General features: G+C 61.5%; 22 protein-coding genes, 1 other RNA gene and 1 riboswitch. Of the genes, 10 read left to right on the forward strand and 13 right to left on the reverse strand.

What is annotated here, in order from left to right:
* Positions 1–109 precede the first annotated feature (109 nt).
* Both folE2 and metZ read right to left on the reverse strand, forming a co-directional pair.
* Complete coding sequence (gene folE2 / locus J7399_RS05040) at positions 110–1,210, reverse strand: GTP cyclohydrolase FolE2 (protein ID WP_209065201.1); 1,101 nt, start codon at positions 1,208–1,210, stop codon at positions 110–112.
* Positions 1,211–1,388: 178 nt separating this feature from the next.
* The gene (gene metZ / locus J7399_RS05045; RefSeq protein ID WP_209084455.1) at positions 1,389–2,576 is read right to left on the reverse strand and encodes an O-succinylhomoserine sulfhydrylase; all 1,188 of its coding nucleotides are present in this window, start codon (positions 2,574–2,576) and stop codon (positions 1,389–1,391) included.
* A gap of 67 nt (positions 2,577–2,643) precedes the next feature.
* A riboswitch (SAM riboswitch) is annotated at positions 2,644–2,721 on the reverse strand.
* A gap of 146 nt (positions 2,722–2,867) precedes the next feature.
* Between metZ and J7399_RS05050 the strand changes: the two genes are divergently transcribed.
* Positions 2,868–3,560: a glutathione S-transferase N-terminal domain-containing protein gene (locus J7399_RS05050; protein WP_209084456.1), complete on the forward strand. Its 693-nt coding sequence runs from the start codon at positions 2,868–2,870 to the stop codon at positions 3,558–3,560.
* 6 nt (positions 3,561–3,566) lie between these two features.
* On the opposite strand, the gene J7399_RS05055 is transcribed toward J7399_RS05050, so the two are convergent.
* The 10 genes from J7399_RS05055 to J7399_RS05100 form a co-directional block, all read right to left on the reverse strand.
* Positions 3,567–4,175, reverse strand: a complete 609-nt coding sequence (locus J7399_RS05055; RefSeq protein WP_209084457.1) for an inner membrane-spanning protein YciB — start codon at positions 4,173–4,175, stop codon at positions 3,567–3,569.
* A 25-nt stretch (positions 4,176–4,200) separates the two neighbouring features.
* The gene (locus J7399_RS05060) at positions 4,201–5,103 is read right to left on the reverse strand and encodes an EamA family transporter (protein WP_209084458.1); all 903 of its coding nucleotides are present in this window, start codon (positions 5,101–5,103) and stop codon (positions 4,201–4,203) included.
* Positions 5,104–5,182: 79 nt separating this feature from the next.
* Positions 5,183–6,349 (reverse strand): signal recognition particle-docking protein FtsY, encoded by a 1,167-nt coding sequence (gene ftsY, locus J7399_RS05065; RefSeq protein WP_209084460.1) that lies wholly within the window; start codon positions 6,347–6,349, stop codon positions 5,183–5,185.
* Between the two features lie 48 nt (positions 6,350–6,397).
* Entirely contained in the window at positions 6,398–7,108 is a 711-nt protein-coding gene (locus tag J7399_RS05070; RefSeq protein ID WP_209084462.1) for a lysoplasmalogenase, read from the reverse strand.
* A 68-nt stretch (positions 7,109–7,176) separates the two neighbouring features.
* Positions 7,177–7,556: RNase P RNA component class A (gene rnpB / locus J7399_RS05075), an RNA gene on the reverse strand.
* Positions 7,557–7,658: 102 nt separating this feature from the next.
* Positions 7,659–8,321, reverse strand: a complete 663-nt coding sequence (locus J7399_RS05080) for an N-acetylmuramoyl-L-alanine amidase (RefSeq protein WP_247742726.1) — start codon at positions 8,319–8,321, stop codon at positions 7,659–7,661.
* Between the two features lie 4 nt (positions 8,322–8,325).
* Positions 8,326–9,123, reverse strand: coding sequence for a hypothetical protein (locus J7399_RS05085; RefSeq protein ID WP_209084464.1), 798 nt, complete (start codon positions 9,121–9,123; stop codon positions 8,326–8,328).
* 34 nt (positions 9,124–9,157) lie between these two features.
* The gene (gene gatA / locus J7399_RS05090; protein WP_209084465.1) at positions 9,158–10,645 is read right to left on the reverse strand and encodes an Asp-tRNA(Asn)/Glu-tRNA(Gln) amidotransferase subunit GatA; all 1,488 of its coding nucleotides are present in this window, start codon (positions 10,643–10,645) and stop codon (positions 9,158–9,160) included.
* A 69-nt stretch (positions 10,646–10,714) separates the two neighbouring features.
* Positions 10,715–11,002, reverse strand: coding sequence for an Asp-tRNA(Asn)/Glu-tRNA(Gln) amidotransferase subunit GatC (gene gatC, locus J7399_RS05095; protein ID WP_058239744.1), 288 nt, complete (start codon positions 11,000–11,002; stop codon positions 10,715–10,717).
* Positions 11,003–11,087: 85 nt separating this feature from the next.
* Positions 11,088–11,765, reverse strand: a complete 678-nt coding sequence (locus tag J7399_RS05100) for a ceramidase domain-containing protein (RefSeq protein WP_209084466.1) — start codon at positions 11,763–11,765, stop codon at positions 11,088–11,090.
* 81 nt (positions 11,766–11,846) lie between these two features.
* On the opposite strand from J7399_RS05100, the gene J7399_RS05105 reads away from it, so the two are divergent.
* Positions 11,847–12,542, forward strand: coding sequence for a metal-dependent hydrolase (locus J7399_RS05105; protein ID WP_209084467.1), 696 nt, complete (start codon positions 11,847–11,849; stop codon positions 12,540–12,542).
* Positions 12,542–13,711, forward strand: a complete 1,170-nt coding sequence (locus J7399_RS05110) for a M24 family metallopeptidase (RefSeq protein ID WP_209084468.1) — start codon at positions 12,542–12,544, stop codon at positions 13,709–13,711. The genes J7399_RS05105 and J7399_RS05110 overlap by 1 nt, the downstream gene beginning before the upstream one ends.
* A 5-nt stretch (positions 13,712–13,716) precedes the next feature.
* Here J7399_RS05110 and J7399_RS05115 read toward each other — a convergent pair whose 3' ends face one another.
* Positions 13,717–14,166, reverse strand: coding sequence for a nucleoside deaminase (locus J7399_RS05115; RefSeq protein WP_209084469.1), 450 nt, complete (start codon positions 14,164–14,166; stop codon positions 13,717–13,719).
* A gap of 76 nt (positions 14,167–14,242) precedes the next feature.
* On the opposite strand from J7399_RS05115, the gene J7399_RS05120 reads away from it, so the two are divergent.
* The 7 genes from J7399_RS05120 (at position 14,243) to J7399_RS05150 (ending at position 21,486) form a co-directional block, all read left to right on the forward strand.
* Positions 14,243–15,142 carry a pseudouridine synthase gene (locus J7399_RS05120; RefSeq protein ID WP_209084471.1) on the forward strand — a complete coding sequence of 300 codons (900 nt, stop codon included), beginning with the start codon at positions 14,243–14,245 and terminating at the stop codon, positions 15,140–15,142.
* 217 nt (positions 15,143–15,359) lie between these two features.
* Complete coding sequence (locus J7399_RS05125; protein ID WP_209084472.1) at positions 15,360–16,250, forward strand: 5-bromo-4-chloroindolyl phosphate hydrolysis family protein; 891 nt, start codon at positions 15,360–15,362, stop codon at positions 16,248–16,250.
* A 29-nt stretch (positions 16,251–16,279) separates the two neighbouring features.
* Positions 16,280–17,476 carry a toxic anion resistance protein gene (locus J7399_RS05130; protein WP_209084473.1) on the forward strand — a complete coding sequence of 399 codons (1,197 nt, stop codon included), beginning with the start codon at positions 16,280–16,282 and terminating at the stop codon, positions 17,474–17,476.
* Between the two features lie 20 nt (positions 17,477–17,496).
* Positions 17,497–18,393 carry a DUF2927 domain-containing protein gene (locus J7399_RS05135; protein ID WP_209084474.1) on the forward strand — a complete coding sequence of 299 codons (897 nt, stop codon included), beginning with the start codon at positions 17,497–17,499 and terminating at the stop codon, positions 18,391–18,393.
* A 24-nt stretch (positions 18,394–18,417) separates the two neighbouring features.
* Positions 18,418–19,581: an SPFH domain-containing protein gene (locus tag J7399_RS05140; protein WP_209084475.1), complete on the forward strand. Its 1,164-nt coding sequence runs from the start codon at positions 18,418–18,420 to the stop codon at positions 19,579–19,581.
* Between the two features lie 109 nt (positions 19,582–19,690).
* Positions 19,691–20,797, forward strand: a complete 1,107-nt coding sequence (locus tag J7399_RS05145) for a TFIIB-type zinc finger domain-containing protein (protein ID WP_209084476.1) — start codon at positions 19,691–19,693, stop codon at positions 20,795–20,797.
* Positions 20,798–20,814: 17 nt separating this feature from the next.
* Positions 20,815–21,486, forward strand: a complete 672-nt coding sequence (locus J7399_RS05150; protein WP_209084477.1) for a nitroreductase — start codon at positions 20,815–20,817, stop codon at positions 21,484–21,486.
* Positions 21,487–21,498: the final 12 nt, after the last annotated feature.

Consider the following 21,498-nt stretch of genomic DNA (forward strand, 5'->3'; position numbering starts at 1 on the left):
AGCGTTGGCGTTTGCCAAAGCCGCTGTCAAGCAACTAGAGCGGTTTGCGCTTGGCGAAAACAGTCTGTGCGCCACCCTTTTCGGCCGACGCCCACACTAGGTGGTTTGGTCAGCCCACGTGGAACAGCGTGGTGAAAAGCTTGGGATCAAGGCTTTCAGCGGCAAAGAGCGGCCCATCCGTCAGCACCGACACCGCATCGTGGCTGTGCAGGCTTTCCTGATGGCTGGCGATCACACGGAAATCTCCGATGCGCGGATCGGCTTTCAGCTGTTCACAGAACAGGCGCGCGGCGTCTTCCACAAAGATTGGATTTGCGGCGTTGAGCTCGGCAAAGGCCTGTTCATCCTCGCGCTTCACCATCACCTGCGTCTCTGTCGGAACCGCGGCGCGGGCCAGATCAATCAGATCCTCAAACCAGAGTTTGGGCTGATCCACCACTTCCACAGAGATCCGCGCCACAGAGCGTTGCGAATGCGGGGTGGCAAGCTGACCACGGGACATGCGCGCGTGCTCGCTCAGCTCCAGAGAGCAGGGGCAGGTTGAGGAATAGACATAGTCCAGATGCATGATCTTATGCATCGTGCCGCCATTCTGCACCTTCTCCAGCGCGATGTCGTAGTACTGATATCCCGAAAGGCCCGAGCGCAGGGACTCGATCTTCATCGGATAGGAAAACCGCATCTGCAGGCGGGCGTCAAAGCTCTCCAGATCGGTGATGTAATCCGCCAGCGCGGCCTCCATCACAGAAAAGCTGAAGGTTTTTTCGGCGTGTTTGTAAAACGAGCGCATGATCCGGGACATGTTGATGCCCTTTTTGTCGGCCTCAAGGCTCACCGTACCGGTGACACTGGTTTCCAGCGAGATGTCGCCATTGTCGCGGGTGTGAAACCGGATCGGCAGGCGGAAATTGGAAATCCCGACGTGCTGGATCTGCTGCTTCTCGCCTTTGATCAGGCTGGAAGGGCCGTTCTGCAGGTCCGGCAGGGTAGCGCGATAGTCCGGGGTCGCTTCAAAATCATGCGGATATTCGCGTGAGAGCGACGGGTAATTGACCAGAGGCTGATCGGGCAGCAGGCGGGAAATGGCAGGGTCAAGCTCTGCGATCTCGGTCACGGAGGCGGTCTGGGCCCATGAGCGCAGCCGCGCGAGCGCGTCTTCGGCTTCTTCCAGCGTCACTTTCCCGTCATTCTTGGGAGACTGAATGTTCATGACCAAGCACCCTTTGCGTCCTGACCCTGACTACCTTAGTCCGTCAGGGAAAAAATAGCTAATTTCGAATTCCAATACGCGTAAAACGGCATCTTGGTTCATACTTCGCGCCCCAAAGAAAAGAGCGGCGCCCGAGTGTCTGCCTCAAGCGCCGCTCCTGCATCACGATTACATGGGCTCAGCTTTGGGCCGCTTCAAGTGCGCGGGAAATATCAACAATCAAGTCCTGCGTGTCTTCCAGACCAACCGAGAAGCGCACCAGACCCGGCGTGATGCCAAGCTCGTCTTTCTGCGCATCCGACAGACGCTGGTGCGTTGTGGTGGCCGGATGGGTGGCAATGGATTTTGCATCGCCGAGATTGTTGGAGATCACCGCAATTTCCAGCGCGTTGAGGAATTTGAATGCCGCCTCACGCCCGCCTTTAAGGTCGATGGACAGCACAGTGCCGCCTTTGCCACCCAGCTGCTTCTGCACCAGTGCCGCCTGCGCGTGGCTTGCCAGCCCCGGATAGATGGTGCGTGCCAGCGCCGGATGATCCTGCAGCGCCTCGGCAATGGCCAGCGCGCTTTCCGCCTGTGCCCGCACCCGCAGATCAATGGTTTCCAGACCCTTGAGCATCACCCAGGCATTGAACGGGCTCATGCTGCCGCCGGTGTGCTTCATGTAGGGCTCAAGCGTGCCGCGGATGAAGTCTTTGGTGCCAAGCACCACACCACCCAGAGCGCGGCCCTGACCGTCGATATGTTTGGTGGCGGAGTAGATCACCACATCGGCCCCCTGCTCGATGGCGCAGCTGAAGACAGGGGTGGAGAACACATTGTCCACCACAACCAGCGCGCCAACCTCATGGGCGATCTGCGCCACGGCGGTGACGTTGATCACCTCAAGCGTCGGGTTGGACATGCTTTCAAAGAACACCGCCTTGGTGTTGGGCCGCATCGCCGCCTTCCAGGCCGCGAGATCGGTGCCATCCACAAAGGTCACCTCAACACCGTAGCGGGCGAGGATGTTTTCAAGAATATAGAGACAGGAGCCAAACAGCGCCTTGGCGGAGACCACGTGGTCACCGGCCTGCAGTATCGAGGTCAGCGCGCCGCTGACAGCCGCCATACCGCTTGCGGTGGCAAAGGCGTCCTCTGCCCCTTCCAGCGCGGCAATGCGTTCTTCAAACATCGCAACCGTCGGGTTGCCATAGCGCGCATAGATGAACTCATCCGGTCCGGTTTCGATAAAGCGCGCCTCGGCCTGCTCTGCGGTCTCGTAGACAAACCCCTGGGTGAGGAAGATCGCCTCGCTCACCTCGTTATACTGGCTGCGCCGCGTGCCGCCGTGCACAAGCTTCGTGCGTTTGTTCCAATCGCTCATGTCATCATCTCCCGGGCCGTCTCTGGCTGGCCCAAATAAAAAGCCCCGTTCCGGCCAAGCGGAAGGGGGCTCCTTCATCCTGACCTCTTTAGCGGCATGTTTTACGTGGCCCGCAATCCGGTAACAAATCGCCACGCCCGCGCTTTACGCCTCAGCTCTATAAAGGTCAAGGCTGCAGCGCTGCGGTCACATTTGCTTTACTCCCTGCCGCCTCAAAAGGCTGTCTCAGCACCCCCTCTTGCGGCACCGCGCGAAACCGGCATCATGGCGCACATCTCAGGAGGAGCGCCCATGTCATCTGACCCGATTGATCTTTACTACTGGCCCACGCCAAACGGCTGGAAAATCTCCATCGCGCTGGAGGAGATGGGGCTGCCTTATGAAACCCATCTGATCAACATCGGCAAAGGCGATCAGTTTGCGCCCGATTTCCTGCGCATTGCGCCCAACAACCGGATGCCCGCGATTGTCGACCCGGACGGCCCGGATGGCAAACCTGTTTCCGTGTTTGAAAGCGGCGCGATCCTGACTTATCTCGCGCGCAAAACCGGCCAGTTCATGGGACAGAGCGAACGCGACCGGATCGCGGTGGAAGAATGGCTGATGTGGCAGATGGGCGGCCTTGGCCCCATGGCCGGACAGACCCACCACTTCCTCAAATACGCGCCTGAAGACATTGCCTATGCCAAGGATCGCTATCGCTCCGAGGCCGCGCGACTATACGGCGTGCTCGACCGGCGTCTGGCGGACAACGAATATGTCGCCGGAGATTTCTACTCTATCGCGGATATGGCGATCTGGGGTTGGGCCTCGCTCTGGGAAGGGCAGGAACAAACCCTTGAGGACAAACCCCATATGGCGCGTTGGCTGAAAACCCTGTGGGACCGCCCTGCCCTGCGCCGGGGCCGCGCCCTGCACGCAGATTTGCGCGCAGACCGCTCTGACACCTGGGTGCAGGCCGACCTGTTTGGGACCGAGGCCTAAGCCGGATCAGGTTTCTTTGGTGTCTTCTTCAATGGCGTAATCCTGAAAGATCTTGCCCTGCGTCATGAAGAAGACAAACACCGCCGCCGTCAGACCGAAGGTCTTGAAATAGACCCAAGTGTCGGTGGTTTGGGTGCGCCAGATGATTTCGTTGAGTGCCGCGAGACCAAAGAAGAAATAGGTCAGCCGCTTGGTGAGCAGCACCCAGCCCTCTTCCTTAAGCGGCATCATCTCTTCCATGACCACTTTCAGGTAGCTCTGTCCGCGCAGCAGCCCAAAGCCAAGGATGCCGCCAAACAGCAGGTAGATCATGGTGGGCTTGATCTTGAAGAAGCGCTCATCATTGAGCCAGACCGACAGGCCGCCAAACACCACAACCAGCACAAGCGTGGCGATTTGCATCTTGCTGATCTTGCCGGTCAGACGCCAGAGGATCACCGTCGTCAGGGTCAGGAGCGGGATAAAGCCGGCGGTGGCCAGAATGAAGCCGTCATACTCGGTGCCGCCAACGGCAAAAGTCTGATCGCGCATCCGCATATAGGCCACAAAGAAGGCCACGATCGGGCCCATCTCCAGCACCATCTTAAAAACCGGATTGATCTTCTTCTCTGCCATCGCGCGTTTCCTCTCCTCAGGCGTCCTATCCGCCCATTTCCACTATCACAGCCCCGGCCGCAATCAATGCCATCAGGGCAATCCGGCGCGGGCCCACGGTCTCTTTCAGCACCAGCCAGCCAATCAGCGCCGCAAACACAGGCGAGGTCTCCCGCAGCACGGCGGCCTCGCCAACCTTATCAAGCCGCGTGGCCAGCATTACCGAGCCAAAGCTTGCAAAGGCTACCAGCCCGCCAAAGAAGCCCCGCGTCATGAGCGGGCCCAATGTGGGCGGGTTTTCCATCCGCCGCCAGCGGCGCGCGGCTATGACCGGAAACACCAGACCGTCGATGAAAAAGAACCACGCCAAGAAGGTAAATGGGTCTGCAGTCGCGCGAATGCCATAGGCATCGTACGTGGTGTAAAGCGCCACGAACAATCCGGTGAAGACGGCGAGCACCATGGCAGAGACGAGCGTATCGCGGCCTTCCGTCATAAAAACCATGTTATAGACCGCAAGCCCCAGAATGCCCGACATCAGGACGGCCGCGCCCAGCCACTGCACCGCGCTAAAGGTTTCACCAAAGATCAGATAGGCGCCAATCACGGTGAAAAACGGGCCCGTGCCGCGCACCACCGGATAGACCACGGTGAAGGCGCCTTTGGTGTAGGCCCAGCCCTGCAACAGCTTGTAGCCGGTGTGGATCACGAAGGCCCCGGCAAAGATCGGCCACATATGCGGCTCCGGCCAAGGCACCACAAACAGCGCAAACGGCAGCGCCATTGCTCCGTAGCTGAAATCAATCGCGCCGCGTGTCAGCCAGGGATCATGCCGCCCCTTCTGAAGCGCGCCAAAAACCGCGTGCAGGAAGGCGGCGGACACGGCCAGGATCAGCGCGAGCTGCTGTCCGGCCTCGGTCCCTGCGAGCGACACAAGCCATGCGCTCATTCTGTGTCATCCGCCGCGCGCAAGCGCCGGGGGTTTTCCACCCCCGGACCCCCGGAGGATATTTCAGGCAAGAGGAAGATCAGCTCTGCTCCACGCCGATCAGGGCCGTGGCAAACTCTTCCGGATCAAAGGGTTGCAGATCATCAATCTGCTCCCCCACGCCAATGGCGTGGATCGGCAGGCCAAATTTATCCGCCAGCGAGACCAGAATGCCGCCTTTGGCGGTGCCGTCCAGTTTGGTCATCACAAGGCCGCTGACATCTGCGAGCTTCTGGAAGGTCTCCACCTGGCTGATCGCGTTCTGACCGGTTGTGGCGTCCAGCACCAGAAGTGTGTTGTGGGGCGCATCCGGGTCTTTCTTGCGGATCACGCGCACGATCTTGGCGAGTTCTTCCATCAGATCCTGACGGTTCTGCAGACGGCCAGCGGTGTCGATCATCAGAAGATCCGCCCCTTCGGCCTCCGCTTTGGTCATGGCATCAAAGGCGAGGCTTGCCGGATCAGAGCCTTCCGGCGCGGTCAGCACCGGCACACCGGCGCGTTCGCCCCAAACCTGCAGTTGTTCCACAGCGGCGGCGCGGAAGGTGTCGCCCGCAGCGATCACCACGGATTTGCCTGCCGCGCGGAACTGGCTGGCGAGCTTGCCAATGGTGGTGGTTTTGCCGGAGCCGTTGACGCCAACCACCAGCACAACCTGTGGCTTTGACGGATAAAGCGGCATCGGGCGCGCCACGGTTTCCATGATGCGGGACACTTCGCCCGCCAGAAGGCCTTTGATCTCTGCGGTGGAAACCTTTCGCCCCATGCGGCCTTCGGCGATGTTCGCGGTGACGCGCAAAGCGGTGTCCACCCCCATATCAGAGGCGATCAGCAGCTCTTCGAGCTGCTCCAGCATGTCGTCGTCAAGCTCACGCTTCACCACAGGCGCGCTGCGGCCCTGTCCGGTCAGGCGCGACAGCAGGCCTGGTTTGGGGGCAGGTGCAGCTTGCGGCTCAGGTTTGGGTGCGGGCGCTGGGGCCGGGCTTGGCGCGGGTGTTGAAACGGGGGTTGGCGCTTCAGCAGGCGTTTCAGTGGTGGGGGCACTAGACGCGGCCGGTGCCTCAGGGGATGGCTCTTGCGTAGCGTGGGATTCTGCGGGGGCTTCTGCCTCCACTTCACCGCCATCTTCGACAATCGCCTCCAGCCCCTCATCCAGTTTGGAAGAGGATTTGAACAACCTGTCCTTGAGCTTTGAGAAAAACGCCATGTGGGTCTCCGAAACTGTTGGGACTCAGTTAGTCTGAATTTGCAGGATTTAAAAGAGCGGCGTCTGCCAGCCGACCCCGGCCACGATGAGAAACTGTCCGACCGCATAAAACGCCCAGACCGCGACGGAGGTGAGATGATGCAGACCGGTGTTGGGTTTCATCCGAAAAAGCTGCATCGCGAGAATGGTGTCTGACAGGATAAAGCCCATTGCCCCGACCATCGCCCAGACCCGCATGTCGAGCCCAAGAGCGGCCACACCCATGGCGCAGATCAGCACGACATAGCCGCGCACAATCCAGCGCAACGTGCCTGTGTAGGGGCTGAGCCAGATCTCGGTGGAGAGGCCAAGGGCCACGATCGCGGGAAACAGCAGCGACGCTGTGATCGCACTGCCCCCCAGCATCCAGAAATGCACGGTATAGGCTACATGCACCAAGCCAAAGGCGGCAAGCCCCCAGAGAAACGGCCGCTCGCCATCCCGTGACAGCACCAGATCGCCAATGGCTGAGAGCACAAGCGCAACCACAATGGTGCCGGCCCCGAAACTGATTGCAACAGCCCCGGCCCAGGCGAGCAACGGGATGGTTTTGACAATGGATTTTGCAAGGCTTTGCGGCCGATAACAGTAAAATGCACCGTAGATCAGCGCGGCCAGCACACCCACCGCCAACAAAATCAGACGCAGATTTTGCCGAAAGGCGATTTCCTCAATAACACTCATACCAACTTTGGTCCGTTTTTCTTGTATTCTAGCCATGTGAAGGCTGCGCGCCGCAAGCAGATTTCCTGCATAACGCTGGGGCACTCCAACGAAGGCTAAGATATTTGCACAGAGGGCCTGTAAGCCGGATTCTGTCGCGCCAGGTTGCCCCGGCGCCGATGACCATTCATCTAGGATGCCTGTTACCAGACACCTCCAGCTGCCAACCCGGATCTGCTCGGGGCAAGACACCCCTGTGACTGACGCCACGCGCGATCCCTATTTGGCATTGCTCCCGGTGGGGCTTGCCGTGCCGCTGCTGTTGCCAGCCGCGCGGTGGGCTCTTACCCCACCGTTTCACCTTAACCCTGACGGATCAGGGCAGTCTGTTCTCTGTGGCGCTTTCCCTCGGGTTGCCCCGGCCGGGCGTTACCCGGCACCGTTGCCTTGTGGAGTCCGGACTTTCCTCACGGGCTTGCGCCCCTGCGGCCATCCAGCCCTCTGTGCAAGGGCGGTGTAGGGGGTTGCAGCGGAGAGGTCAATCGCCCCCCGTTTGCGGCGCATTCGGGAGAGATGGTGCGCAGTGAGTATTTTTGGCAGAATGAAGTCAGGACAGCACTGCGGAGGCAAGCCGCGCGGCGATGCGGCCGTCCTCGGCGTCGCAGGGGCCGGAAGCCCAGGGGCGAAACCGGTCGCGGAAGGCGGCAAAGCTGGCCGCGTTGTCAACATCATAGCCAAAACACGCCGCGCCTTCTGCCCAATCCTGCGTTGCGGGCGCATCATCCGGCCAGACCGCCAGCCCCTGGCGCGCCAACCGTCGCCAGTCAAAACGCGGGCCGGGGTCAATCTTGCGGCCCGGAGCCAAATCGGAATGGCCAATGACCCCTGCCGGGCCAATATCCCAGCGCTGCATGATCCCGCCAAGAAGTGTCTCCAGCGCGGCCATCTGGGGCGCGGCAAAAGGATGGTCGCCGTGATTTGAGAGCTCGATCCCGATGGAGCGGGAGTTCACATCCCCCTGCCCCCGCCATTGTCCGGCTCCGGCGTGCCAGGCGCGCATCTCTTCTGCCACCAGCTGGGTCACATCCCCTTGGGGAGAGATCACGTAATGCGCCGACACTTCCGCCTCTGGATTGCACAGCCAGTCAATGGCGGCCTGCGTGCTCGCCATTGCGGTGTAGTGGATCACAATCAGCTCCGGGCGCGCCTCACCGCGGCGCGGGCCGAAATTCGGGGAGGAGCATTGGGAGATCTGCAGGCGCGATGCCAAGAGATCAGTTCCGTGCAGCCTTGCGGAAGGGGCTTGGATCCCATTCACAGGCATAGCCGTCGCCGTCTGGGTCAACGCCGAGACGATCCACACGCGGGCCGCCGCGTTCCAGAAACGCCAATTGGGCGGCCTGATCGCTGGAGAATTTGGCGCAGGCTTTTTGATAGCGCGAAGCACCGGTCAGCCCCAGTCGGCTGTGCACTTTGGTGCCGCGCGGATGGTTTGTCGCCAGTGCATAGGCCACCACATTGGGGCCCTGCTCGCCAGAGCGTGTCGGCACGGCGGTGGGCGCAATCACGGTGTAGTTGGCCTGATTCTGAGCGCGCAAGGCGGCGTCTGCCTCAATCGAGCGACGCTCTCCCACGGCGGCAAAATCGTTTTCATCCGAAATGCCGGGGTTGGAGAACACCTGCGGTGCCGGGTTTGACGGGCTGGCCTCAAGCGGCAAGACGCCGGAGTTGGCCGAAGCCGCCGCCAACGCCGCAGTGGTTTCATTGGCGATCGCTGCCGCCTCTGAGGCAGGCTGCGGCGCTGCCGTGGCCGTGGTGGCCAGCGGGGTCGCTGGCGCAGACGATGCAGCCGGCAGAGCGGTGGTTACCTGAGGGGCGGCGGGCACGGTCTCGGTTGAGACCGCCTGCGCGGGTGGCAGCGCGCCACCGGCACGGGCGCCATCATACTGTGATTGCGATTGTGGCGCGTTCACCGCATTGTCAAAACCCACGCCTGCCGCGCTGTCGGGAATGCGCGGCTGACATGCCGCCAGCGCCACAACGGCGCAGATTGCCCCAAATGTCCGTGTCATCTCTGCTCTGCCTGCTTATTGCTTGGCGGCAGACTTACCACCATTTGCCGGGTTTGGCCACAAATCCGGCGGCCTGCTCCAGCGCGTAAGCGGTGTTCAGCAGATCGCCTTCTTCCCATGGGCGCCCGATGAGCTGCAGACCCAGCGGCAGACCTTGGGAATCGAGGCCCGTTGGCACGGAAACCCCCGGCAGACCGGCGAGGTTCACGGTGACGGTGAAGACGTCGTTCAGATACATCTGGATCGGATCGGCTTCAGACATTTCGCCCAGACCAAAGGCCGCAGACGGGGTGGCCGGTGTGAGAATCGCGTCGATGCCTTTGGCAAAGACGTTCTCGAAGTCCTGCTTGATCAGCGTGCGCACGCGGCGCGCGCGGTTGTAGTAGGCGTCATAGAAACCTGCGGACAGCACATAGGTGCCGACCATCACACGGCGCTGCACCTCATGGCCAAAGCCTTCGGCGCGGGTCTTTTCATACATCTCGGTGATGCCGTCACCTGCCGCCAAAGTGGCGCGGTGGCCATAGCGCACACCGTCATAGCGCGCGAGGTTGGAAGAGGCCTCCGCAGGCGCAATCACATAGTAAGCAGGCAGCGCGTATTTGGTGTGCGGCAGGGAGATGTCGACGATCTCAGCACCGGCCGCTTTCAGCATGTCGATGCCGTCCTGCCAGAGCTTGTCGATCTCCGCAGGCACGCCATCAAGGCGGTACTCTTTCGGGATACCGATCTTCTTGCCGCGAATGTCGCCGGTCAGCATGGCTTCAAAGTTTGGCACGGCGAGTTCTGCGCTGGTGCTGTCTTTGGCGTCATGGCCGCACATGGCTTCCAGCATAATCGCCGCATCGCGCACGTCTTTGGTCATCGGGCCTGCCTGATCGAGCGAGCTGGCGAAGGCCACGATGCCCCAGCGGGAACAACGGCCATAAGTCGGCTTGATGCCGGTGATGCCAGTGAAGGCCGCAGGCTGACGGATGGAACCGCCGGTGTCGGTGCCGGTGGCTGCAAGGCAGAGGTCTGCCGCCACAGCGGCTGCGGAACCGCCGGAAGAACCACCCGGGGTCAGCGCAGTGTCATCATTGCCGCGACGCCATGGGTTCACCGCGTTGCCATAAACAGAGGTCTCGTTGGAAGAGCCCATCGCAAACTCATCCATGTTGAGCTTGCCGAGCATCACCGCGCCAGCATCCTGCAGTTTCTGGGAGACGGTGGATTCATACTCGGGCTTGAAGCCTTCGAGGATGCCACTGGCCGCCTGACTCGCGACACCTTTGGTGCAGAACAGATCTTTGATGCCAATCGGCAGGCCGCACATGTCCGGCGCGTCGCCTTCTGCAATGCGCGCATCCGCAGCCTTGGCGCGCTCAAGCGCGATTTCCGGCGTCTTGTGCACATAGGCGTTCAGCGCGTCCGCCTCGTCGATGGCTTTCAGGAAAGATTCGGTCAGCTCAACAGAGGTCACATCGCCCGCACGCAGTTTGTCACGTGCTTCTGCCAGCGTCAGTTTGGTCAATTCGGTCATTTCGGTCGCCTCTCTCTGGGGCAAAATTCGGGTCAGGTGGTCAGGATCGGATCAACGGCGTGGGCCGGATCACTCCACCACTTTGGGCACGGCAAAGAAGCCTTCACGCGCGTCCGGCGCGTTCTTCAGGATTTTCTCCTGCTGATCGCCATCGGAAATCACATCCTCGCGGCGCTTCAGGCGCATCGGGGTGACGGACACCATCGGCTCCACACCCTCAACATCCACTTCGTTGAGCTGCTCAATGAACCCCAGCACAGCGTTGAATTCCTGCGCCAGCGCGGGCAGGTCTTTCTCTTCAACCTTGATGCGGGCCAGTTTGGCCACTTTGGCGGCGGTGCTTTCATCAATCGACATGGGGCAAGACTCTTTTGTTGCGGGCTTTCTGCGAACGTATGCTCAGCCTTTAGCGCGCGCACCGCAGCGGTGCAAGCGCTTGGCCTCACTGCGCGCGCGGATCGGCCTGTTGCACAAGATGGCGGCGCAGAACCTCAATCATCCAGCCCAGCATAATCCCGTTGAGCACATGCCACATGAAATGGGTGCCAAAGGGCACCGCCTCACACATCGGCATATCGAGCGAGCGGAAGGTGAGAGAGGCAAGCAAAAGGCCACCTCCAATCGCCAAGCCGCGCGCCACGGTGGGCAAGCGCCCTCTCAGCGCGAAAGCATAGGCGAGGATCATCACGGGCACCGGTATATAGGCGGCCGAGACCCCAAGCAGCGGCAGGTGGGAAAACAGCGGGATGGTCAGCGCGGCATAAGGAAAGAAGCCGAGCGTGGCGACAATGGCCCAGAGCGGGCGCAGCCGCCAGTAGTGCCGGTTGGCCGCGTAAATATAGAGCAGCACATAGATCGCAATCGGCGCCACATCCGCCACTCCGGCCCAGCGCGTCGCGTAGGTGTGAAACAGAAAGCTGCCAATGCCGATAAGCGCGAGAATGACACAGAGCGTGCGCGCCAGTGTTTTCCCACTGCCCACAGGCACATCGCGCAGACGTCCCCACATCCAGAGCGCGGCCAGAACAAAGGCGGCATTTGTCACCGCATTCACGGGTTCCGCCCAGAAAGCCGGGCCCATGCGCTCACAATAGGCGTCCACCTGCGCTGTCCAATCCATGTGGCCTGCCCCTTCCGTCCTGATCTCTTTTCTTGTCACGCGCCCGTGCTAGTCTGACCATACATCAGAAGGAGAAACAGTATGAAAATCATCTGGCTGGGGCATGGCTCTTTTCGCATTGAAACCGCCAATCTGGTGCTGCTGATCGATCCTTGGCTGACCGGCAATCCGATGTTGCTTGAGGATCAGCATGAGGCCGCTGTCGCAGGGGCGACGCATCTCATTCTGACCCATGCGCATTTTGACCATGTGGCCGACATGCTGCCCCTTGCCCGCAAGCTGTCCTGCCCCATCGTTGGCCAATATGACCTGATGGCCTACTGGAATGAACACGAACATCTGGAAACCATCGGCTTTAACAAAGGCGGCACGGTGGAGCTGGGAGACGGGGTGACCCTCTCCATGGTTGCGGCGTCCCACAGCTCCACCTTCGGCAGCGATGAAGGCCCAAAGGCGGCAGGCTCGGAAGTGGGCTATATGCTGAAGGCGGAAGGACACACGGTCTATATCTCCGGTGACACAGACATCATGGCCGATATGGATTGGATGGGAGACTATTATCAGCCCGACATCGGCATCCTCTCCGCAGGGGGTCACTTCACCATGGACATGAAAGGCGCCGCCTATGCGGCCAAGCGCTATTTCAACTTCAAAATCGTGATCCCGTGCCACTACCGCACCTTCCCGATTCTGGCGCAATCCGCTGATGATTTGCGCGCGGGTCTGCCGGATGTGGAGGTCATCGAACCCAAGGTTATGCAGGCCATCGATCTCTGATGCCCGCCACTGACTTTTCCGCAGAAGAATATAGCGCCCGGCTGACCAAGACCCGCCGCGCCATGGCGGCGCGAGGCATCGACACGCTGATTGTGGCGGACCCTTCCAACATGGCCTGGCTCACCGGCTATGACGGCTGGAGCTTTTACGTGCCGCAGGCGGTGATTGTCCCTGCGGCGGGTGATCCGATCTGGTGGGGCCGCCCGCAGGACAAGGCTGGCGCGGCGCAAACCACATGGCTGTCGGCAGATAACCTCCTTGATTGGCCGGAGGCCCATGTCCAACACCCCGACCATCACCCTTATGAGGCGCTGGTGACGCATCTTCAGGCGCGCGGGCTGACCCGCAGCATCGGCGTGGAGATGGACAATTACTACTACTCCGCCAAATCCCATGCGGTGCTGACGGAGGCGTTTGGGCCGCTCACCGATGCGACCAGCCTCGTGAACTGGCAGCGCGCGGTGAAAAGCCCTGCCGAACTGGCGATGATGCGCAAAGCCGGACAGCTCACCGCGCATATGCATGCCACTTTGCGTGCCGGCTTTCGCGCAGGCCGCCGTAAAAACGAGTTGGTCGCGGAGGTGCAAGCCGCCGGTATTGCGGGCATAGACGGGATCGCCGGCGACTACCCCGCCATCGCCCCCATCGCACCTTCTGGCACAGAGGCCTCTGCCGCACATATCACGTGGAACGACCGCCCGCTACGCTCTGGCGAAGCGACCTATTTTGAAATCTCAGGCTGCTTTCACCGCTACCATTGCCCCGCCAGCCGCACGCTTTACATGGGCACGCCGCCTGCAGACATCCGCCGCGCCGAAGAGGCAGTTTTGCGGGCAATTGAGGATGCCTTTGCAGCGGCCAAACCCGGTGCCACCTGCGAAGAGGTCGCCGCCTGCGTCTATGACAGCTTTGCGCGTGCGGGCTACAAAAGGGACAATCGCACCGGCTATCCCATCGGCCTCAGCTATCCACCCGATTGGGGGGAGCGCAGCATGAGCCTGCGCCCCGGCGATACCACGGAGCTGCAAGTAGGCATGACCTTTCACCTCATGCCCGGTCTCTGGACACCTGACTGGGGTGTGGCGATCACCGAGAGCTTTGAAGTCACTGAAGCTGGCGGCGTGCCGCTGGCCGAGATCCCGCGCGAAATTTTTGTGGCAGAGACTTAGGCAGCTCAACGGCGCGCGGCAAAGAAGTCTTTGAGAAGCGCTTCGCTTTCCGCCGCTGCGAGGCCGTCATAGATTTCGGGCACATGGTGGCATTGCGCGTGCGCAAAGACGCGCGGGCCCTGCGCCACGCCACCGCTTTTGGGATCGCCCGCGCCATAATAGAGCCGCGCAATCCGCGCCTGGCTGATCGCACTGGCGCACATCGGGCAAGGCTCCAGCGTCACATAGAGATCACAGCCCACCAGCCGCTCGCTGCCAAGCGCCGCGCAGGCCGCGCGCATGGCCAGAATCTCGGCATGTGCGGTCGGGTCATGGTCTTCGCGTGTGCGATTGCCTGCCTTTGCCAGCACCTGCCCATCCGGACCGACAACCACCGCCCCCACGGGCACCTCACCGCGTGCAGCGGCAGCGCGGGCCTCTGCCAGCGCAAGATCCATATGGGAGGTAAATGTCATATCCCTGAAATGCCTTGCCGCGCGCGGCTGCGCAATCCCCCTTCCCCGCTTGCGCTTTCCCCGCTACATGGGGGCCATGACCCAAAAACCGCCCTCCTCCCGCCGCGCTGGCAAACCACAGCGCCCTGATCGCCCTGCGAAAGCGCCTCACAAATCCGGCACGCGTGGGGCAAAGCCCGGCACGGCAAAGCCAGCCGCCGCAAAGCCCAGCCCAGATGGCGACCGCATTGCCAAGGTTCTGGCACGTGCCGGTGTGGCCTCGCGCCGCGATGCGGAGCGCATGATCGAGGCGGGCCGGGTCAGCGTGAACGGCAAAAAACTCACAAGCCCCGCGCTGAATGTGACCGACAAAGATCGCATCACGGTCGACGGCAAAGCCATAGGCACGCCAGATCACGAACGGCTCTGGCTCTATCACAAGCCCTCTGGCCTCGTGACCACCAACCGCGATGAGAAGGGTCGCGAGACCATCTTTGACAAGCTGCCGGAAAATCTGCCGCGTGTGATGACCGTCGGGCGACTTGACCTCAACTCCGAAGGCCTGCTTTTGCTGACCAATGATGGCGGGGTCAAACGCAAGCTGGAGCTGCCAAGCACCGGCTGGCTGCGCAAATACCGCGTGCGCATCAACGGCCGCCCCACCGACGAGACATTTGCGCCGCTGCGCAAGGGCATCGAGGTTGAGGGCGAGCGCTTCCAGCCTATGGACATCACGCTGGACCGTCAGCAGGGCGCAAACGCCTGGGTCACCATTGGTCTGCGCGAAGGCAAAAACCGCGAAATCCGCCGCGCGATGGAGGCCATCGGCCTCACCGTGAACCGCCTCATTCGCACCTCCTATGGCCCGTTCCAATTGGGCCAGCTCAAACCCGGCGAGGTCGAAGAGGTACGCCGCCGCGTGGTGCGCGACCAGCTGGGCCTTGAGGATGCGGTGGCCCCGGAAACCCGCCGCAAACCCACGCGCCGCCGCCGCTGACCCTGCCTTGGCGCCCAAGCTCTGCGCTTTGGGCGAAGTTCCGCAAGAATGAGCCATCCCCGCAGAACTTCCCCCTAGCCTTTGGGGGGCAGAGTTCTTAAGTTTCTCTGTAACTTAGCGAGGGTTGGAGCCACATGTCCTCAAGCGGTTTGCAACGGCTGGCCTTTGGTCTGCTTGTCATGTTGATCTTATATGTCTCCGTGACAGGAGGCGCGTGATGGCGCAGAAGTTCGGCGGAAAATACAGCCCTGACGGGCAGCAGCAAGGACAACAACCCGCCTCAGGCGGGGGTTTTCGCGGTGCCAAACGCAGCCGCGTCGGTGGCCGCGTCAACCTGCTGTTCATCGCGCCTTTGCCCTTGATTTGGCAGGCATTTACCTCAGAGCCGGTGGTCATGCTGCAATATCTGGCAGCGCTTGGTGTTTTGCTGTTGGCGGCCTGGATGACCCGCGAAGGGCTGTTTGCCCAGGAGGCCTATGACGCCCGCAAAGTGGCCCGACGCCCTGCCCTGCCGCGCAAGATGCTCGGCTCTGTGCTGACCGCCGCTGGCCTTGGTCTGGCGGGCATCGCAGGTCATGGCCCGCTGGATGCCATTATCTTTGCGGTGATTGGCGGAGTGCTGCATAGCTTTGCCTTTGGCTTTGATCCCATGCGGGACAAGGGCATGGAGGGGGTCAACAGCCACCAGACCGACCGTGTAGCGCGGGCCGTGGAAGAGGCCGAAGCGCATCTGTCTGCCATGCGTGAGGCCATCATGCGGGCGGGCGACCGGGCGCTGGAGCGGCGTGTGGATGCGTTTCAGACCACCGCACGCGATCTCTTTCGCACGGTTGAAGAAGACCCCCGCGACCTGACCGCAGCGCGGCGCTATCTCGGCGTCTATCTGCTTGGCGCCCGTGACGCGACGACCAAATTTGCCGATCTCTACAGCCGGACGCAGGACGCCAAAGCGCGTGCCGATTATGCCGCGCTGCTGGATGATCTGGAAAAGAACTTTGCCGCCCGCACCCAAAAGCTGCTTTTGGAGGATCGCGGGGACTTGAATGTGGAAATTGATGTCCTGCGGGAGCGCCTGGAACGCGAAGGCCTGCATCAGGACACTCTGTAAGCGATTACCGACCGGAAAGGTGGATTTAAATGTCTGAGACCGTGCGCAAAAAAGCCCAAGCCGCTGTGGCGGAAATCACCGAAGCGACCGTTTCCCTGCCCGAACCTGTGGAGGCCAACGCGGTTGTGCCGCTCGCCGAGGCAGACGCGCCGGTGTCTGCGGAAATCAGCAAACGCATGGCTGAACTGGATATGGACAACACCACGTCGATTGTCTCTTTCGGCTCTGCGGCGCAGGCAGAACTGCAAACGATTTCGCAGGCCATGCTGCAGGATGTGCGCAACAAGGATGTTGGCCCCGCCGGGGACAGCCTGCGCAATATCGTGACCACGATCCGCGGTTTCTCTGTCTCTGAGCTGGATGTGCGCCGCGAGCGCAGCTTCTGGGAGAAGCTTGTGGGCCGGGCTGCGCCTTTTGCAAAATTCACCGCCCGGTTTGAAGAGGTGCAGGATCAGATCGACCGGATCACCGACGACCTGCTGAGGCATGAGCACACTCTGCTCAAAGACATCAAATCGCTCGATCTGCTCTATGAAAAAACGCTGAACTTCTATGACGAGCTGGCGCTTTATATCGCGGCGGGCGAGGCCAAGATTGCCGAGCTGGATGGCACCGACATTCCTGCCAAAGAGGCCGAGGTCGCCGCTGCGGATGAAAATGCGCAGGTGATGGAAGCACAGGAGCTGCGCGATCTGCGCGCCGCACGCGATGATCTGGAGCGGCGGGTGCATGACCTGAAGCTGACCCGTCAGGTCACCATGCAGTCCCTGCCTTCGATCCGCCTTGTGCAGGAAAACGACAAATCGCTGGTCACCAAGATCAACTCCACTCTGGTCAACACGGTGCCGCTCTGGGAAACCCAGCTGGCGCAGGCGGTGACCATTCAGCGCTCAGCCGAGGCGGCGGCTGCGGTGCGCGATGCCAATGACCTCACCAATGAGCTTCTGACCGCCAACGCCAAGAACCTGCGCGACACCAACAAGGCGGTGCGCACCGAAATGGAGCGCGGCGTGTTTGACATTGAGACGGTCAAAACCGCCAATGCGGAGCTGATTGCCACCATCAATGAATCGCTGCAGATCGCGGATGCCGGCAAAGCCAAACGCGCCGCTGCGGAAGAGGACATGAAGAAGATGGAAGCGGAGCTGCGCGACACGCTGGCCTCTGCCAAAGCCCGCCAGGACGGTCTGGGAGACACCGCCGCAACCTCCGTGCCCAAGGCGTGAGGCGCGCCACTGCCATAGCCATGGGGCTCACCTTGGGCCTGCTGGCCGCCTGTGAGGAAGCAGGCGTCTCTATTCCTGCGCCCAAAGCGCCCAAGCCAAAGCCCGTGCCGGTCGAAAGCGAGCGGCTTGCCACCTACTACAGTCAGGTGCAGGCCGATCTGCTGGCGCGCGGGCTGCTGCGCACCGACGGCGGCGGGCCGGACACGCCATTCACGCCAGACATGCTGGCGCGCAACTTCGAACAGATCGCGTTTTACGACGAATACGTGCTTGATGCCGGTCTTGAGCGCGCCGCCGCCACGCCGGGACAGCTGCGCCGCTGGGACGGTCCGGTGCGCGTGAACCTTGAATTTGGCCCCTCGGTGCCGGAAAGCCAGCGCGCCACAGATCGCGAAACCCTCGCCGCTTATGTGCCAAGGCTGGCCCGCGTCACCGGGCATCCGATCCGCCAGACCAGCGGCTCTGCCAATTTCCATGTGCTTGTGATGGGCGCCAATGACCGCGCAACGCTTGAGAAGCGACTGGATGTTCTCTTGCCCAATGCGTCACCGCAGACCCGCGCGCTGTTCACCAATGCGCCGCGCTCGATCTATTGTTTTGTGGTGGCGCAAGCCTCTGGATCCACGCCCAATGCCTATACGTCCGCAGTGGCGCTGATCCGTGCGGAACACCCTGATTTGATGCGCAAATCCTGCCTGCAGGAAGAGATCGCGCAGGGTCTGGGCCTGACCAATGACAGCCCGCGCGCGCGGCCCTCGATCTTTAATGATGACGAGGAATTTGCGCTTCTGACCACCCATGACGAAATGCTTTTGGGCATGCTCTATGACCCGCGCCTTGCCACTGGTATGAGCGCGGAGGACGCCCGCCCTGTGCTCTACATCCTGGCCCGCGAGCAGACCGGCCAAGGATTTTAATGCGCCCATTGAAAGGACTAACAAATGGGAATTTTTGATTTTCTCACCGGCGAATTTATCGACGTCATCCATTGGGTGGATGACACCCGCGACACGCTGGTCTGGCGCTTTGAACGCGAGGGCCATGAGATCAAATACGGCGCCAAACTCACCGTGCGCGAAGGGCAATCTGCGGTGTTTGTGCATGAGGGCCAGCTGGCGGATGTGTTCACGCCGGGGCTTTACATGCTTGAAACCAACAACATGCCGGTGATGACCACGTTGCAGCACTGGGATCACGGCTTCAAAAGCCCGTTCAAATCCGAGATCTACTACGTCAACACCACCCGCTTTGCCAATCTGAAGTGGGGCACCAAGAACCCGATCATGGTGCGTGATCCGGAGTTCGGCCCGGTGCGACTGCGCGCCTATGGCACCTATGCGATCCGCGTGGTCGATCCGGCGCGGTTCCTCACCGAGATTGTGGGCACCGACGGCGAATTTACCATGGATGAGATCAGCTTCCAGATCCGCAATATCATCGTGCAGGAATTCTCCCGCGTGATCGCGGCCTCTGGCATTCCAGTGCTGGACATGGCCGCCAACACCGCAGATCTGGGCAAGCTGGTGGCGGCGGAAATCTCCGGCACCATCGCCGAATACGGCCTCGCGATCCCCGAGCTTTATATCGAAAATATCTCGCTGCCCGCCGCTGTGGAGGCCGCGATGGACAAGCGCACCTCCATGGGCATTGTCGGCGATCTGGGCAAATACACACAGTTTTCCGCCGCAGAGGCGATGACCGCCGCCGCGCAGACGCCAAACTCCGGCATGGGCGCAGGCCTTGGCATGGGGATGGGCATGGCGATGGCACAGCAGATGGCGGCTCAAACCGCGCAACCCCACGCCGCCCATCAGCCCGGACCATGGGGCGCCCGCCCTGCCGCGCAGGCAGCGCCTGCTCCGCAAGCAGCCCATGCGGCCCCACCTCCGCCACCACCGGTGGAACATGTCTGGCATGTCGCCGAAAACGGGCAGACCCGAGGCCCGTTCTCCAAGGCCGCGCTGGGCCGGATGGCCACCGCTGGTGAGATCACCCGCCAGACCCATGTCTGGACCGCCGGTCAGGACGGCTGGAAACACGCTGAAGACGTGGCGGAGCTGGCCCAGCTCTTCACCATTCTTCCGCCCCCGCCACCGGGAAGCTGAACTGAAAATCTCCTGTACCCGGCTGCGCACACGTTCTTGATAACGCAGCCGGGCGCAGCACTTTCTCTGCCACACACGCGCTCCAACCCAGACAGCACCGACCTTTCAGATGACCGCCACACCGCCGCCCGCCCCCCAAGAGACCACCCGCTTCCCATGTCCACAGTGCGGGGCGGACTACAGGTTTGCGCCCGCGCAGGGCAAGTTGATCTGCGATCATTGCGGCCATGAGGAAGCCACCGAACAGGGCGACCGTGCCGCCGCCATCACTGAGCTGGATTTTCGCGCCGCTCTGGCAGAGCAGCTTCCGGCGGCGGAAGTTATGGAAACCCGCGCCACCACCTGCCCCAATTGCGCAGCCCATGTGGTCTTTGACGGGGGCACCCACGCCACGGAATGCGCCTTTTGCGCGACACCTGTGGTGGTGGATACCGGCACCCACCGGCAGATCAAACCGCGGGCGGTGCTGCCGTTTCAACTCGCCGAGCCTGCGGCGCACGACGCCATGAACGACTGGCTGGGCGGGCTCTGGTTTGCCCCAAATGGCCTGCAGGATTACGCCCGCAAGGGGCGTAAGATGGACGGCATCTATGTGCCTTACTGGACCTATGATGCGGACACGAAATCCAGCTATCGCGGCGAGCGCGGCACAGTTTACTACGTCACCGAAACCGTGATGCGTGACGGCAAGGCGGAGCAGCGCCGGGTGCAGAAAATCCGCTGGCGGCCTGCCTCCGGCCGTGTGGCGCGCTGGTTTGACGACATTCTGGTGCTGGCTTCAAAAGCGCTGCCCAAAAAATACACCGATGCGCTGCAGCCCTGGGATCTCTCTGCGCTGGAGCCCTACAGCCCGGAATTTCTCGCGGGATTTCAAGCCGAAGGCTACACGGTCGAACTCACCGAAGGCTATGAGGAGGCCCGCGCCCATATGGATCGTGTGATCCGGCGCGATGTGGCTTTTGACATCGGCGGGGACCGCCAGCGCATTCACAATGTACAAACCGCTGTCAGCGATGTGACCTTCAAACACATCCTGCTGCCGGTTTGGCTGGCGGCTTACAAATACCGCGGCAAGTCCTATCGGTTTGTGGTCAACGGCCAAACCGGTCGCGTTCAGGGCGAACGCCCCTACTCAACTTGGAAAATCGCCTTTGCCGTTGCGTGCACAGCCCTTGCAGCCGCGGCCTTTGGCTATATCATCGCCCAAAACCAGTAAGTTTTGAGAGACAAGTGATGAGCCCCCACGCCGCATTACAGGCGTTGCTGCACGCCCGCCATTCCTGCCGCGCCTTTCGGCCTGATCCGGTGCCGCAGGACACCATTGCGCAAATTCTTTTGGATGCAGGCCGCGCGCCCAGCTGGTGCAACGCGCAGCCCTGGAAGGTCACCGTGACCTCGGGTGCTGAAACCGATGCGTTTCGTGCCACCATGGCCCAAGCCTTTGACAGCGGCGCGCCTGCGCCGGACTACCCTTTCCCGGAAACCTACACCGGCGCGCATCAGAAACGCCGCCGCACCTGCGGCATGCAGCTCTATGAGGCGGTTGGCATCGGACGTGGAGACCGTGATGCCCGCGCCCAGCAGATGCGGGAGAACTACACTCTGTTTGGCGCGCCCCACGTGGCGGTGATCTCCTGCCCCAAGGAGCTTGGCCCCTATGGTGTGCTGGATTGCGGCGGTTTCATCACCGCCTTTTGCCTCTCGGCCAAAGCACAGGGCATTGGCACCGTGCCACAGGCGGCCTTATCGCTCTTTTCCGATGTGGTGCGCCGCCATTTTGACATCGCTGAAGACTACAACATGCTGGCCGCGATCTCCTTTGGCTTTCCCGATGATGCCGCCGCGATCAACACCTTCCGCACCGAGCGGGCCGCGCTTGACGAATTTGTGGACTGGCGCGGCTGACCAATGCGATGG

The organism is Shimia sp. R9_1, from assembly GCF_017743775.1.
Lineage (GTDB): Bacteria > Pseudomonadota > Alphaproteobacteria > Rhodobacterales > Rhodobacteraceae > Shimia.

Coding starts and splice junctions, on each gene's coding strand:
- J7399_RS05105 (WP_209084467.1), top strand. CDS start 11,847: ATGAAAATCATCTGGCTGGGGCATGGCTCTTTTCGCATTGAAACCGCC.
- J7399_RS05110 (WP_209084468.1), top strand. CDS start 12,542: ATGCCCGCCACTGACTTTTCCGCAGAAGAATATAGCGCCCGGCTGACC.
- ftsY (WP_209084460.1), bottom strand. CDS start 6,349: ATGGCGTTTTTCTCAAAGCTCAAGGACAGGTTGTTCAAATCCTCTTCC.
- gatA (WP_209084465.1), bottom strand. CDS start 10,645: ATGACCGAATTGACCAAACTGACGCTGGCAGAAGCACGTGACAAACTG.
- J7399_RS05125 (WP_209084472.1), top strand. CDS start 15,360: ATGGCGCAGAAGTTCGGCGGAAAATACAGCCCTGACGGGCAGCAGCAA.
- J7399_RS05115 (WP_209084469.1), bottom strand. CDS start 14,166: ATGACATTTACCTCCCATATGGATCTTGCGCTGGCAGAGGCCCGCGCT.
- J7399_RS05050 (WP_209084456.1), top strand. CDS start 2,868: ATGTCATCTGACCCGATTGATCTTTACTACTGGCCCACGCCAAACGGC.
- metZ (WP_209084455.1), bottom strand. CDS start 2,576: ATGAGCGATTGGAACAAACGCACGAAGCTTGTGCACGGCGGCACGCGG.
- J7399_RS05145 (WP_209084476.1), top strand. CDS start 19,691: ATGACCGCCACACCGCCGCCCGCCCCCCAAGAGACCACCCGCTTCCCA.
- J7399_RS05100 (WP_209084466.1), bottom strand. CDS start 11,765: ATGGATTGGACAGCGCAGGTGGACGCCTATTGTGAGCGCATGGGCCCG.
- J7399_RS05130 (WP_209084473.1), top strand. CDS start 16,280: ATGTCTGAGACCGTGCGCAAAAAAGCCCAAGCCGCTGTGGCGGAAATC.
- J7399_RS05135 (WP_209084474.1), top strand. CDS start 17,497: ATGGGGCTCACCTTGGGCCTGCTGGCCGCCTGTGAGGAAGCAGGCGTC.
- J7399_RS05150 (WP_209084477.1), top strand. CDS start 20,815: ATGAGCCCCCACGCCGCATTACAGGCGTTGCTGCACGCCCGCCATTCC.
- J7399_RS05055 (WP_209084457.1), bottom strand. CDS start 4,175: ATGGCAGAGAAGAAGATCAATCCGGTTTTTAAGATGGTGCTGGAGATG.
- gatC (WP_058239744.1), bottom strand. CDS start 11,002: ATGTCGATTGATGAAAGCACCGCCGCCAAAGTGGCCAAACTGGCCCGC.
- J7399_RS05140 (WP_209084475.1), top strand. CDS start 18,418: ATGGGAATTTTTGATTTTCTCACCGGCGAATTTATCGACGTCATCCAT.
- J7399_RS05120 (WP_209084471.1), top strand. CDS start 14,243: ATGACCCAAAAACCGCCCTCCTCCCGCCGCGCTGGCAAACCACAGCGC.
- J7399_RS05085 (WP_209084464.1), bottom strand. CDS start 9,123: ATGACACGGACATTTGGGGCAATCTGCGCCGTTGTGGCGCTGGCGGCA.
- folE2 (WP_209065201.1), bottom strand. CDS start 1,210: ATGAACATTCAGTCTCCCAAGAATGACGGGAAAGTGACGCTGGAAGAA.
- J7399_RS05060 (WP_209084458.1), bottom strand. CDS start 5,103: ATGAGCGCATGGCTTGTGTCGCTCGCAGGGACCGAGGCCGGACAGCAG.
- J7399_RS05070 (WP_209084462.1), bottom strand. CDS start 7,108: ATGGCTAGAATACAAGAAAAACGGACCAAAGTTGGTATGAGTGTTATT.